The sequence below is a fragment of the Sodalis glossinidius str. 'morsitans' genome (genome assembly GCF_000010085.1).
Classification (GTDB): Bacteria; Pseudomonadota; Gammaproteobacteria; order Enterobacterales; family Enterobacteriaceae; genus Sodalis; species Sodalis glossinidius.
This window is the reverse complement of record NC_007712.1, coordinates 2,485,241-2,498,339: the sequence shown is the minus strand read 5'-3', so window position 1 is coordinate 2,498,339 and position 13,099 is coordinate 2,485,241. Positions and strand designations below refer to the sequence as shown.

The following is a 13,099-nucleotide window of genomic DNA, read 5'->3' as shown; positions in this document are numbered from 1 at the left end:
GGTAGGAAAAGATGTGAGAAGTGTAAAGGCACCGGGCAGGTTCTCGACGAAAGCGTTTGCTACCGCTACACTGGCTGTTCCAGACGATTCCTATTCCATCCTTGCGGAGCCCTTTGATGACTTATCATGGTGGGTATTGGCGATCTCAGTTCTGTTACTGGTTGCGTGCAGCAGCTATCCAAGTGTCAATGACGAACCCGAGCAACAGGGGACGGCGGTACGCATGCCGCATCCGGTGCTGAGTCAGGAAGAACAGGCCGCCTGCAGCTGCGTGGGCGGCACGCTGACCGCCGCATTGCAGCTGGATGGCTCCAAACGGCGACTTTCATTATTTCGTCTTCTTGATCATCCGGCGAGCGTAGCAGATGACCCGTACAGGTACAATGCAGCGGCCAAGCGGCGTTGGTAATTGGCAATATAGTACTCGTCTAGGATATGTTATTGTTGGCGGGTCTATCAGCCCACAAGGATCGTCATGCCCCTGACACCATTGCCGCCTGGCGCTTTTCGCCGGCTCTGGCGCAACATTGCGCTGATGCTGGCGCTGCTATTTCTCCTGCTTTTAGCGCTATGGCTTACTCTGTAGCGCTGGTTGCCGACGGTGGCCAAATGGGTGCTGCCCGCTAATCTGCATCTTCAGCTCGACGGCCGGCCCGGCTGGCGGCGTTCACCGTTAACATCGATCGTCTGACGGTGGCGCCGTGGCAGGCGTGGGGCAGCGGTCTTACCCTGACGCATGCGGGGGCGCAAACCCGGCTGATTTATCAGGGCGACAAGCTGGCCGCCGAATTGACCCTGGACGATCGTCAACTCACCTTACAGCGTCTGGCTGTGAATGGCATGTCGGCGCCGGTGGTGATGCAGGGAAAACTCACGCTGGCGCCCGGCTCAACGTGCTGACCTAAGGCTTGCACGGCCGCGCCAACGCGGTGCTGAATATCGGTCCCGGACCGCTCAGGCTGACGGATAATCGTTTGCCGTTTCGCCAATGGTAAGGTAGATGACAATAATTTATCGCTGGATGCCGCTATCCCCGGCGAATTACGCGGCGATGTCACCGCGCCTTATCTTGCCGCCTTATTACCCGGTGCGCTATTGCGTCTGACGGGCAGCGTGTCGGATGTGTTGGACATCGATACCGCGCGCCTGTCCCTCGCTGGTATCCGGTTGTCATCTGCGGGGGTCAACGGCCGTCTACAGGCGATTTTGCAGGCCAGAACGGGCGACAGCGGGCGTTTTACCCTCCATTTGGACGGCAAAGCGGTGAATTTCTGGCCTGATGCTGGCGCTGGCGGCTGTGGGGCGATGGCGAGTTGACACCCTTCGGTGCCCGCTGGCTATCGCCGGTCGCTGTGCCTGGCAGGATCAAATCCTGCGCCTGAGCGAGGCGGAAGGGGAAATGGACCGCTTTCGCTACGGTCTGATCGATGCCCGTGCGCCGCGCCTGCGCTTAACCACGCCGCTGGAATGGCGCCGTGGCGCCAAGGATCCGGCGCTGGCTGGCGTGCTGGAAATGACCTCAGCGCGGGTGCGATTGACGCTGGCGCAGCCCGGACGCCTGTGGCAGTGGCGCGGTACGCTACAGGTGGGTGCGCTGGGGCCCGTGCAGCTGCACGGACGCTGGGACGGCGAACGGCTGCGCGGTCAGGCCTGGTGGCCAAAACAGCCGCTGCTGGTGTTTGCGCCTCTATTGCCGTCGACGTCAGATATCCGGCTGCATCAAGGTGAATTTTATGCCCAAAACGCCTTTTCCGCTTCGGCGAGTCAAGGTTTTATTGCCGGCGGGCACGGCGTGTTGAGCGGGGGCGATATATGGTATGGCGATAGTCGTCTCATCGGCGTCCGGCTGTCGCTATCCTATCGTCTGGCGCAGAGCCGCTGGCAGTTGGGGATCCGCCAACCTATCGCTTTGCACATTGATGAGATTGTTTCCCCGATCCCCTTGCGCGACTAGATACCGGCCTGAAAGGCTTCTATCCCTATGATGAGGCCTATCCACTCACCTTGACGCATGTCCGGCTAAACACCCTGGGCGGCAAGGTCACGTTAACACCGCTGCGGTTGCCGCAGCACGCGCCGGCGGTGCTGAAAGTCCAGGGGGTGGAGATGAGCGAGCTTATCACCGCGCTGAAACCCAAACAATTTGCCCTCTCGGGAAGGGTAAGCGGCGAACTGCCGCTATTGCTCGACGATCCGACGCAGGTTATTCCCCGCGGTTGGATTGTCAGCGATAATTTGATGACGCTGCGTCTGGATCCCCAGTTCGCCGACGCGCTTGCCCAGCGGGATATTGCCACCGCCGCTGCCGTCGATTGGCTGCGCTACATGGAAATCAGCAATTTGCGCGCCGGGCTGCATCTCAGTCGTGCCGGGGATTTGTCCCTCAACGCCGATATCGCCGGAACAGGCGCCCATGCGTCGGCGCGGCGCGCGGTACGCCTGCATTACACGCACCGGAAAAATATCTGGCAGCTGTGGCGCAGTTTGCGCTTTGGCGACAGGGTGGAACAATTATTGGAAAAACAGGCGGCAGCCGCCCTACCTGCCGAAGAGGAGCCTTAATGTATTGGAATAAAAGCTGGATAGCGCTTGTGTCGCCGCTGTTGCTGACACAGTGCGTGCCGCGGATCGAAATCGCCACGCCGACCACGCCTATCACCATTAATATGAATGTAAAAATTGACCACGATATTCATATTAAAGCCGACCCGCAAAGCGAGGCGCTGTTAAATCGCGACCGCGCCAATCAGGCGGCGTCAACCGGCGAATGACGGCTTAGTGTGCCGCGCGATAGACGGGATCATGAGACGCTGAGTGGGGGGGCATCGGCCTCTATGACGGGCCATCGGCGCAACGATGAAAAAAGCGCACCCGAAGATGCGCCAAACGGGCCAGAGGCCCAAGGGAGGGTAGGTCACTGAATATTTCAGGCGGAAACAAAGCTCTGAATGGACGCTTTTGCCTCTTCCTGCGCCTTCACCGCCGCTTCCGGACCATAAGCCACGCCCTCGGCGTAGATAAAGCTTACGTCGGTGATGCCGATAAAGCCCAGGAACAAACGCAGATAGTGGGTGACCAGATCGCTGGAGGTATCTTTGTGAATACCGTCGCGGGTGGTGAGAATAAGCGCGCGTTTGTTTTTCACCAGCCTTTCCGGACCCTGCTCGCTGTAGCGGAAAGTCACGCTGGCGCGGGCAATCAAATCAAAGTAGTTTTTCAATTTGCTGGGGATCGCGAAATTGTACATCGGCGCGGTGAATACCAGTACATCATTAGCCTGCAATTCGCCTATCAGCGCGTCGGATAATTCCAGCGCCTGCTGCTGGCGCTGGGTTAAGGTGGCGTCGGAGGGACGCAGTGCACCGACCAGCTCGCCATCCAATTCCGGTACCGGCTGAGCGCCCAAATCGCGTACGGTAATATCGTCGTTCAGATGCTGCTCACGCCATTGGTCAATGAAATGGTCAGCCAATGGGTTGGATTGGGAAAAGGTGGCCAGAATACTGGACTTGACTACCAAAACTTTGCTCATGGTTATTCCTTAATGATGACGGGGTTCGACAACCTGGCGTTTACTTTAGGCAACTTCCTGCCGGCGTGATAGCGCAATAATTCGAGTTGTTTATTCAAAATTATTGAACAATAGCCGAAGCGATCGGGCTGCGCGCCGTCTTATGGTAGAATGCTGATTAGAATTTTAAAGAAAACATCAGGCCGGCCGGACATGTCCGGCCGCAGGTAAAGGAAGGTAGATGTGAATTCACCCCTTGCGGCACTGACCGCGACGCTGGACGATGTCATGATCCGCGACAAAACGGTGCTTAAGCGCCGCCTGCAGGGTGCCGCGAAACGCCCTTTGACCGGCGAGCGGCAGCAACAGTGGGAGCAACAGATTGAAACCGCCATCGCCGCTTCGCGCCAGCTGGTGCAGGATCGCCGCGCTGTCGTGCCCGCCATTACCTACCCGGAAAATTTGCCCGTCAGCCAGAAACGCCAGGCTATCTTAGATGCGATACGGGACCATCAGGTGGTCATCGTGGCGGGAGAAACCGGTTCCGGTAAAACGACCCAACTGCCGAAAATCTGTCTCGAACTCGGGCGGGGGGTCACCGGCATGATAGGCCATACGCAGCCGCGAAGGCTGGCGGCGCGCAGCGTGGCCGATCGTATCGCCAGCGAGCTTGACACCCCGCTTGGGGGGGCCGTGGGCTATAAGGTGCGGTTTAACGATCAGATCAGTGATAACACCCTGGTAAAATTGATGACCGACGGCATATTGCTTGCGGAGATCCAGCAAGATCTCCAGCTATTGCAGTACGACACGTTGATTATCGATGAGGCCCACGAACGCAGCCTGAACATCGATTTTATTTTGGGCTACCTGCATCAGCTGTTGCCGCGCCGACCCGATCTAAAAGTCATCATTACCTCCGCCACTATCGATCCAGAGCGCTTCTCGCGCCACTTTCATCACGCGCCGATAATTGAAGTGTCCGGCCGCACGTATCCGGTAGAGGTGCGCTATCGCCCGCTTGTGGAACAGGCGGACGATGAGGGAGATCAGGTGCAGGGCATCTATGATGCGGTGCATGAGCTTAGCCGGGAGGGGCCGGGGGACATTCTGATTTTCATGAGCGGCGAGCGTGAAATTCGCGATACCGCCGATGGGCTCAATCGGCTCAATCTGCCCCATACCGAAGTGCTGCCGCTGTATGCCCGCTTGTCCAACGCCGAACAAAATCGGGTGTTCCAATCTCATACCGGCAGACGAATCGTACTGGCGACCAATATGGCCGAAACATCGCTCACCGTGCCCGGTATCAAATATGTCATCGATCCCGGCACGGCGCGCATCAGCCGTTACAGTTTTCGTACCAAAGTGCAGCGCCTGCCTATTGAGCCAATTTCCCAGGCGTCGGCCAATCAGCGCAAGGGGCGCTGCGGCCGCGTATCGGAAGGTATTTGTATCCGCCTGTATTCGGAGCAGGATTTTCTCTCGCGGCCGGCCTTTACCGACCCTGAAATATTTCGCACTCACTTAGCGTCCGTCATCCTGCAAATGACGGCGCTGGGGCTTGGCGATATCACAGCCTTTCCTTTTGTCGAGGCACCCGACAAAAGGCATATTCAGGACGGTGTGCGGCTTTTAGAAGAATTGGGGGCGCTGGAAGGCGAAACGGCGCGGGGCTATCGTCTGAGCCCGCTTGGCCGGCAATTGGCTCAACTGCCTCTGGACCCGCGGCTGGCGCGTATGGTACTGGCAGCCCGGGAGGGCGGTTGCGTACGTGAAGTGATGATTATCGCCGCCGCATTGTCGATTCAGGATCCGCGCGAGAGGCCGATGGATAAAAAGCAAGCGTCGGATGAGGAGCATCGCCGTTTCGCAGATAAAGAGTCCGACTTCCTGGCGTTTGTCAACTTATGGGACTATCTACAAACGCAGCAAAAAGACCTGTCTTCCAGTCAGTTTCGCCGACAGTGCCGAGGGAATTTTCTCAGTTATTTACGGGTACGGGAGTGGCAGGATGTCTATACGCAACTGCGCCAGATGGTGAAAACCCTGGGGCTGCCAATCAATGCCAAGCCCGCGGATTACCGATCGCTGCACTGCGCGCTCTTGACCGGCCTGCTGTCCCATATTGGACAGAAAGATACCGACAAGCAGGAATATACCGGCACCCGTAACGCCCGCTTCGCGCTGTATCCGGGATCGGCGCTGTTTAAGAAACCGCCGAAATGGACCATGGTGGCAGAGCTGGTGGAAACCAGCCAGCTATGGGGCCGCACCGCCGCCCGGATTGAACCGGAGTGGATAGAGCCGCTGGCTTCCCATCTGGTGAAACGCAGCTACAGCGAACCGCACTGGGAGAAAGCCGCCGGCGCGGTGATAGCCGCGGAGCGGGTCACGCTGTTGGGCCTGCACATTGTCATCGGGCGTAAAGTGAATTATGGCGCTATCGATCCGCTCTTGTGCCGCGAGCTGTTTATTCGTCATGCGCTGGTAGAAGGGGATTGGCAGACTCGTCATCCGTTTTTCCGCGCCAACCAGCGGCTGCTGGACGAGGTAGAAGAGCTGGAGCATAAATCCCGGCGGCGGGATATTTTGGTGGATGATGAAACGCTGTTTGCGTTTTACGATAGCCGTATTGGTCAGGAGGTCGTGTCGACGCGCCACTTCGACAGCTGGTGGCAGCGGGTGCAAAAGACCGATCCTGAGCGACTTAATTTTGCCAAAACCATGCTGGTGCGCGCGGGTGCGGAAACTATAAGCGCGGTCGATTATCCTAACCTTTGGCGCCAGGGCAATCTGAAACTGCGCCTGAGTTACCAATTCGAGCCCGGTAGCGATGCCGATGGCGTCACGGTACATATTCCGTTGCTGCTGTTAAATCAGGTGTCGCCACAAGGGTTTGATTGGCAAATTCCCAGCATACGTCGGGAGTTGGTCATTGCACTTATCAAATCGCTGCCCAAACCGTTACGACGTAACTTTGTGCCGGCGCCCAATTATGCCGAGGAGTTCCTGGCGCGCGTGACGTCCGATGAAACGCCGCTGCTGGATGCACTGGAGCGGGAATTACGGCGCATGAGCGGTGTCACACTCGAACGGGATGCCTGGCAATTGGACTTGGTGCCCGATCATCTGAAAATTACCTTCCGCGTCGTGGATGAGCAGCAAAGAATCCTGGCTGAAGGCAAAGATCTGGACACACTGAAAGACCGGCTTAAAGACAGCGTGCAGCAAACGCTGGCAGCGGTAGCGGATAAAGGGCTGGAGCAGGAGAATCTGCAAAGCTGGAATTTCGGCACCTTGCCGCAGCGGTTCAAGCAGAAAAAGGGCGGTTATCGGCTTATGGCCTGGCCGGCGCTGGTGGACGAACGGCAAAGCGTCGCCATCAGGTTATTCGAGACCGAAAAAGAGCAGCAGCGGGCGATGTGGCAGGGGGTGCGCCGTTTGTTGTTGTTGAATATTCCTTCGCCGATAAAATACCTGCATGAAAAGTTGCCCAATAAGGCCAAGCTGGGACTCTATTTTAATCCTTACGGCAAAGTCCTGGAGTTGATAAACGACTGTATTCACTGCGGGGTGGATAAACTGATGGCGGATCAGGGCGGGCCGGTGTGGCAGGAGCAGGATTTCCAACGGCTACAGGAGTATGTCCGCGGTCATCTCAATCCGGTGGTGGTTGAGATAGCCAGTGAAGTAGAGCAAATCTTAAGTGTGATGTTCACCATTCATAAGCGTTTAAAGGGCAAAGTCGATCTTAGCCAGGCGCTGGCGTTGTCCGATATAAAAACCCAGCTTGGCGGTCTGGTGTACCGGGGCTTTGTCACCGCCAGCGGCTGGCGGCGGCTGGGGGATATTTTACGTTATTTACGCGCCGTCGAACGCCGGCTGGATAAGCTTGCCATCGACCCCCATCGCGACCGCGCGCAAATGCTGAAAGTCGAAGCCCTGCAACAGGCTTGGCGGCAATGGCGGGCCAAATTACCTCCCGCCCGGCGTGATGAGGATGATGTAGCCGAGATTCGATGGATGATTGAAGAGCTCCGGGTCAGCTTCTTTGCACAACAGCTGGGAACGCCCGTTCCGGTGTCGGAAAAACGTATCCAGCAGGCTATGGATCTTATCCAACCCTAAACCGCGAAAATCACGGCGTCGCTCCGGCGTTCAGGGCGCCGTCGTGTCCTGCTGGCGCGCTCTTAATTGCTTCAGTTGTTCACGTATTGCGGTAATGGCCAGCGGCGCCGAGCCGCTGTCGCCGGGCAGGGTATCGCAACGGTGGGAAGCACCGCGCGCTGCGCCCAGCCGGTAATTTGGCAGTTTTCATGGCGATATAACGTATCGAGATGATCTTCCGGATAGCCCGCCTGCGTCACGTGTCGTTCTGCCTGTTTCAATTGCAGGGTCAACTCTTCGCGATCGCCCTCCCAGAGCTGCAGCGGTTTCAACGCGGTAAAAGCCCGCTTCAGGCGAATTAACGCAAAATCTTCCCCCGCCGCCGACGGCGGCACTACCCAGCCATCACCTGAGGGTTTCAGACGTTTGCCAAGTGAGACGGCCACCAAAGTCTCGATAGCGCTGGTCTGATAGCGCCAGCGCTGATGATCGGCGACGAAGCGCAACATGACGGAGGGTCGATGTTGCCCGGCGGCGTGAGCACGCAATGACCCGCCGTCAAGGCCAGATGCGGTGAAATCAGCGTGGTGGTACACAAATTACCGCTGGCGGTTTCTACCTGACTGATGGCCTGCCACGGCCAGCCGGCGGGGTCGGTTATCGCCTGACGTTGATCGTGGCCGAAGAACAACGTGCGTTGCTCATCGCTTAGCGCGGCGCTGACCCGTGACAGGGGGAGCGTCATGAACATCAACAGCAGCAAAGGCGCAATACGTATAGAGAGACTTGCCTTATGATTATCTTGGGATTCATCCGTGCGGCGTTTACTCACTATAGCCGATAATGGTCGCTAAGGAGAGTAAAAAACGTTGTGTTTCAGTCGGCTAAAGGCAGCCTGCCGTAAGCTGTCCACCGAGGAGGAGGTTAAAGGTAGAACGACACACTAATCAGTGCGCAGAGGATCAAGACGCCCAGAATAATTTCGTAGCGATAACGTCGCAGCATAGACCGGACCCTAATGAAGCGACACCCGGTAATCTGGGTGTCGCGGTATAGCGATGTATCGCGAACCAGGCCCGCGAAGACCCTGTCCGGGCGCGGCGGTGAGGGTGGGATAACCGCTGGCCGGCAAGGTTTACCTCAATTAAGTGGCAGAGGTAGCAGCGGCTTTCTTATGTTTTTTCACGGGTTTTTTAGCCGCCTGGGCAGTTTGTGCCGGCGGCTGGTGCGGTGGGGTATCAGCGGCGAAAGCGGCGCTGGATAATCCCATGGTGGCGGTAACAATCAGTGCGAAAATTTTTTTCATTGTCCTATCCTCAGCATTGCGGTTTCGTTGACAACCCCGAAACGGGGCCGATGAGGTGAGCTTAGGGGAAGGCGCCGGGATTGTAAGTGAGTGAATGGTATCGCTCTGTAACCGTTTGTACGAGAGGGGCGCGCTCTTAAATCAGCGAGGATAAGCGCCATGCATTGCGGTCAGGGTGCCGGGAGAGAACGGCCGCGCAGGCGAGGCCGGAGAAGGAAGATAAGCGCTATTAGTTACAACATACAATAGCGCTTATCTTATTTTAATCTCCCCCAGCCACAATCACACCAAATAAAAACAAAAATACCTGTCCTCAGGGCAGGAAGTGGGGCGGGCGGCGTTTGCTTTAAGCGGCCAGCGAAACAAAAAACGGGCGCTGCCCAGATGGCTTGCGCCGGCGCTCACCTCGCCGCCGTAGGCCAGGGCGATTGAGTGCACAATGGCCAGGCCTCAGCCGCCGGTGGTGCGTTGACGGCTGTAGCGTAGCGCATTATTCACCAGATTATCCAGTACACGTTCGATTAGCCGTTCATCCAAGGAACCGAAATCCCCGCCGGCGGGGATCTCTTGCGCGATAGTGCGTTTGGGTGCAGGGTGAGCACATCGTGCAATTTCTCGCCGAGCCAGCGCGGCAAATCAAAGGCGGTTAAGTTCAATACCACCTGCGGCTGGTCGAGTCGTGCGAACGTTAACAGCTCATCAATAAGACCTTCCAACTGTGAGATGTCGTGATTAAGGCGCTCCTATTCCTCTGACGATACGCCTTCACTCATAGCCAGGCGGTAGCGCAGGCGGACCAGCAGTGTACGCAATTCATGGGCTATACCATCGATGAGCCGTTTTTTACTGGCGATAAGCGTATTGACGCTGTCCGCCATCTGGTTAAACACGATGCCCAGCCGATAGAGGCTGGAGGCGTTGTCAAAATGGGTGCGCTCGTTGAGATGGCCTTGACCAAGGCGTTGGGCGGCCAGCTCCAGTTTCAACATGTCCTGCCAGTGCGGCCGCATCTAGATAAACACCGGGAAAGCCAGCGATAGCTCTATCATGACCAGTAACGCCAAATCGAGCAGGCGTATTTCGTGTAGATAGAACAAATAGGGAATCAGGCCGACCGCCAGGACGTAATTACTGCGCGGAATACGCTGGATAAAGGTATATTCATCGTCAAGGGCGACAATTTCGCCGCGCCGTAAACGTCGGTCTGATTCCTGCCGCAGACGAAATTTTTTCATCAGTTCAATATGCAACTTGAACGACAAATTGAGATCCAGCCGATTGATAGACTTTTATTCCAGTCGCGCGGCGGGATAGCTCGTAGCTCGCTCTTCATCAGATACAGCGAGCTTTTCATTAAGTCGTCAAGATTTACGGCAGGCGCGCTCGGCGGTGACTTTATACACCAGCCCGACCAACAGCGTCATGACCAGAAAGCACACAAACAGCTGTTGCGGATGATTTTGATACGAAACGGCTCAAGCGCGCTGTCGTCGAGCTTTTTACGCAGACGGGAAATCGCGACATCGATACTGCGGTCTAACCCATCGTAACTGACGCCGCGCAGTTTTTTCAGCAGCGTCTCGCGGTCCATGATCTAACCGGCATGGCAGGCGAGCTCCCAGAGCAATTCAAAGTCCGCCGTCGAGAATAACCTGGCGGTTATGGCGTCGATGCTTAACTGCCCAAAATGCAGCACGCTGGCGGTCCCGACGGTGGGCGATGGCGCTTGCGCACGCACGGCGCCGCTGTTCTGACGCAAATGCAGCCGCACCCGCGCCAGCAACACCGCAGGCGGCATCGTTTTCAGAATGTAATCATTGGCGCCCATCTCCAATGCCAGCACGTGATTCATATCGCTATCCAGCGAGGTAAGCAAAACGATAGGGCCCGTATAGCGCGGACGTAAATCCCGGCACAGCGTCATACCGTCTTTGCCGGGCAGGAGAATATCCAGCAATACCAAATCGGGCGCCTGCGCTTCGATAACCTCCCGCCGCGCGGCTCGACAATGACCTCGAAGTCATGCTTACCTAGCCAGGCGGCGATAAGGTTGCCGAATTCGCTATCGTCTTCAACATATACGATCTTATTCATCAATAGCCTTTACCGCCTTTCAACACCAACATCCCCGCCCAGAGCATACCGCCACTTACGCCCAGGCGCCACGTGCCGGGATAAATGATTTGTTAACAGGAATGAAGGTGAAATCTCGGCCGCAAATGTTGACAAAGACCTGAGCGGTAAGCGGGCTTGGGCCAACTTTTCGCAATTGCCCGGCGGCTGAGCACCTTTTGTTCCCGCCGGTATGGTATAGTGCGGGTCGGGTGGAAGGCGAGCGGCGTCAAACGGTTTAGAGAGGAAAGGGCGAGATGAGCAAACCTCAGTTTGCAACTGCCGAACAGGGCGAAGCCTTTTGCTTCGATTACACGGATTATCTTTCTGCGAGCTGTAAGAAACGCTGGAGTTTTATCGATGCGATCTACGGTGTCATTCCCATTTTCGGCATGGTGACCCGCAAGGCTGCCGCAAGCGAGACCGATCAGGAAAAGCTGAAAGCGCTGGCGTTGCAGGTTCTTTCAACCCAGGTGAATGACGAAACGAATATCATACGTCTGATTACCCTCGCCGGACAGCAGGGGCTGACTCGTTTCGATATTAAATTGCCCTACGCCCTGGAAGGGGAGCAACTGACCCATATTTGCCAGGAAGTGGGGCAACCTTTGCAACTGACCCAGCAGGATGAGCGGCTGCTCATCCTCTTACCTGACCACAGCACCGCCCCCTGCGTCTGAATCGCCCCGCCTGCCGCCGCCGTGCCTCTGCGTCCTAAACGCAGGACGCCAGGCGCAATACCCTCCCGGCGCAGAGTAGCGCGTGAAAACCCTATTGCTGGCCGTGCACTCTACTGCTCACGCCTGCGACCAGCGTTATTTGAACAGATCGGCGCTAATAGTCAGATTACTGCCACTTTGGTTCTGCTGCCATTGATGCGTAATGTGATAAAATTTAGCGTCTTTTTTCGCTGCACGCCGCGCAGTTTCCGTAGATACGTCGGTCGAACTGTTGAAATGGCCGGTGAAGCTGATGGAATCAAACGGTACCATTTGCGCCGCGGTGATGTTATTCACTTCCTGAATTTTGGTGCCATCGGGCAAGGTGACGGTGTAACGTGTACCGCGCGTCGATTGCGTTTCAAAGAAGCGGCCGACCTTACTGCGCGGGGATTCTGACGAGGCGACGCCCGGAATCTCCACGTTGGCGGCGGCGGCGCCTCCGGCGGCCAACGCCGCTTTGCCAGCTTCGGAATTGGCCGGGATTTTGTCCGGGCTTTGCACGACGCGCTTCGGCGTATCCGCTCTATAAATGAAGGCGGTAGCGAACTGGTTGCCGCCCTGGTTGGCGTTAATCTGATGCACGATGTAGTAGGATTCGGCCCCTTTGGCCTTCGCCGCCTTGGAGATAGCGTCGTTTATTTCCGGCTGACTGCGATAAAAGCCATTTACCGATACGGTATCATAAGGCTCCAGTAAATTGGCCTCTGTACTCGGCAGCTCTTTGACGCCATTAAATACCCGATATTGTGTCTCGGTGGAGGCGGCAGGAGCGTCCTGACGATAGAGATCGGCGGCCACGCGCCAATTACCGCTGTTATTGGCGTCATTAATATTGACCACATAAAACGCCGCGGCACCGGCTTGATCCGCGCGGCGCGAAACGGCGGCGGCGGCTTCGTTGATGGCGTTAAAACGGCCGGTAATATTAATACGTTTAAACGGCTGCAAACTGGCGGCTTTTTCCGGCGTAAGTTCCTGCGCTGCCTGTGCGGTAAAAGTAAGCACAGTCATTAACGCCGATGTTAATAGTGTATTCTTCAGCTTCATAAAAAATCCTTTCGACAAACGCTTTCACGCAAAATGTGCTGAACTGTTGATGTATAAAAGATTAGGCTCCGATTATGGCATGTAATAATGGCTACCGTCTCAGCATTTCATGTTACGATTGACAACATTTGCTTTTAACGACCGGAATGCGGCGGCATTTTTATCCCAAAACGTAATTAACCAGCACAAAACATAGACCGTTTATCTTAATTTAAGTAGGTTAGTAGTTGACGCCTGCTGGATTTACCGGGCGGCGGCCCGTAATGCCGCGCGTTCCGGTCCCGGCAACCT

Annotated in this window: 11 protein-coding genes and 3 pseudogenes; 8 read left to right on the top strand and 6 right to left on the bottom strand. The window is 56.4% G+C overall.

Annotated features, from left to right (window positions below; genetic code table 11):
* Positions 1-13 precede the first annotated feature (13 nt).
* The 6 genes from SGP1_RS13205 (at position 14) to SGP1_RS13195 (ending at position 2,771) form a co-directional block, all read left to right on the top strand.
* Positions 14-409, top strand: coding sequence for a hypothetical protein (locus SGP1_RS13205; protein ID WP_148203499.1), 396 nt, complete (start codon positions 14-16; stop codon positions 407-409).
* A gap of 284 nt (positions 410-693) precedes the next feature.
* Positions 694-900 (top strand): hypothetical protein, encoded by a 207-nt coding sequence (locus SGP1_RS24190; protein WP_050747637.1) that lies wholly within the window; start codon positions 694-696, stop codon positions 898-900.
* Positions 901-1,095: 195 nt separating this feature from the next.
* Positions 1,096-1,317 carry a hypothetical protein gene (locus tag SGP1_RS24185; protein ID WP_050747636.1) on the top strand — a complete coding sequence of 74 codons (222 nt, stop codon included), beginning with the start codon at positions 1,096-1,098 and terminating at the stop codon, positions 1,315-1,317.
* Positions 1,298-1,954 (top strand): hypothetical protein, encoded by a 657-nt coding sequence (locus SGP1_RS24180; protein WP_148203498.1) that lies wholly within the window; start codon positions 1,298-1,300, stop codon positions 1,952-1,954. Before SGP1_RS24185 ends, SGP1_RS24180 begins: the two co-directional genes overlap by 20 nt.
* A 50-nt stretch (positions 1,955-2,004) precedes the next feature.
* Positions 2,005-2,562 carry an intermembrane phospholipid transport protein YdbH family protein gene (locus SGP1_RS24175; protein ID WP_050747634.1) on the top strand — a complete coding sequence of 186 codons (558 nt, stop codon included), beginning with the start codon at positions 2,005-2,007 and terminating at the stop codon, positions 2,560-2,562.
* Positions 2,562-2,771, top strand: a complete 210-nt coding sequence (locus SGP1_RS13195) for a YnbE family lipoprotein (protein ID WP_041866990.1) — start codon at positions 2,562-2,564, stop codon at positions 2,769-2,771. Before SGP1_RS24175 ends, SGP1_RS13195 begins: the two co-directional genes overlap by 1 nt.
* A 155-nt stretch (positions 2,772-2,926) precedes the next feature.
* On the opposite strand, the gene SGP1_RS13190 is transcribed toward SGP1_RS13195, so the two are convergent.
* Complete coding sequence (locus tag SGP1_RS13190) at positions 2,927-3,532, bottom strand: FMN-dependent NADH-azoreductase (protein ID WP_011411312.1); 606 nt, start codon at positions 3,530-3,532, stop codon at positions 2,927-2,929.
* Between the two features lie 222 nt (positions 3,533-3,754).
* Here SGP1_RS13190 and hrpA point away from each other — a divergent pair, with 222 nt between their 5' ends.
* Positions 3,755-7,642 carry an ATP-dependent RNA helicase HrpA gene (gene hrpA, locus SGP1_RS13185; RefSeq protein ID WP_041866989.1) on the top strand — a complete coding sequence of 1,296 codons (3,888 nt, stop codon included), beginning with the start codon at positions 3,755-3,757 and terminating at the stop codon, positions 7,640-7,642.
* 30 nt (positions 7,643-7,672) lie between these two features.
* Here hrpA and SGP1_RS27535 read toward each other — a convergent pair.
* The 4 genes and pseudogenes from SGP1_RS27535 to rstA all read right to left on the bottom strand — a co-directional run bounded on the left by SGP1_RS27535 (position 7,673) and on the right by rstA (position 11,021).
* Positions 7,673-8,399, bottom strand: a pseudogene (locus SGP1_RS27535) (trypsin-like serine peptidase).
* 366 nt (positions 8,400-8,765) lie between these two features.
* Positions 8,766-8,927: a hypothetical protein gene (locus SGP1_RS30795; RefSeq protein WP_158302386.1), complete on the bottom strand. Its 162-nt coding sequence runs from the start codon at positions 8,925-8,927 to the stop codon at positions 8,766-8,768.
* A gap of 282 nt (positions 8,928-9,209) precedes the next feature.
* A pseudogene (gene rstB / locus SGP1_RS13175) lies at positions 9,210-10,351 on the bottom strand (two-component system sensor histidine kinase RstB).
* Positions 10,348-11,021: pseudogene (rstA, locus tag SGP1_RS13170) on the bottom strand (two-component system response regulator RstA). Before rstA ends, rstB begins: the two co-directional pseudogenes overlap by 4 nt.
* A gap of 275 nt (positions 11,022-11,296) precedes the next feature.
* Between rstA and SGP1_RS13165 the strand changes: the two are divergent.
* Positions 11,297-11,719 carry a hypothetical protein gene (locus tag SGP1_RS13165; protein ID WP_011411310.1) on the top strand — a complete coding sequence of 141 codons (423 nt, stop codon included), beginning with the start codon at positions 11,297-11,299 and terminating at the stop codon, positions 11,717-11,719.
* 135 nt (positions 11,720-11,854) lie between these two features.
* Here SGP1_RS13165 and ydgH read toward each other — a convergent pair whose 3' ends face one another.
* A complete protein-coding gene (gene ydgH / locus SGP1_RS13160; protein ID WP_011411309.1) occupies positions 11,855-12,808 on the bottom strand; it encodes a DUF1471 family protein YdgH in 954 nt (317 codons plus the stop codon).
* Between the last annotated feature and the right edge of the window lie 291 nt (positions 12,809-13,099).

Excerpts from the sequence above, each read along its gene's own strand:
- SGP1_RS13165 (WP_011411310.1), top strand. The coding sequence starts at position 11,297 with ATGAGCAAACCTCAGTTTGCAACTGCCGAACAGGGCGAAGCCTTTTGC.
- SGP1_RS30795 (WP_158302386.1), bottom strand. The coding sequence starts at position 8,927 with ATGAAAAAAATTTTCGCACTGATTGTTACCGCCACCATGGGATTATCC.
- SGP1_RS13190 (WP_011411312.1), bottom strand. The coding sequence starts at position 3,532 with ATGAGCAAAGTTTTGGTAGTCAAGTCCAGTATTCTGGCCACCTTTTCC.
- ydgH (WP_011411309.1), bottom strand. The coding sequence starts at position 12,808 with ATGAAGCTGAAGAATACACTATTAACATCGGCGTTAATGACTGTGCTT.
- SGP1_RS13195 (WP_041866990.1), top strand. The coding sequence starts at position 2,562 with ATGTATTGGAATAAAAGCTGGATAGCGCTTGTGTCGCCGCTGTTGCTG.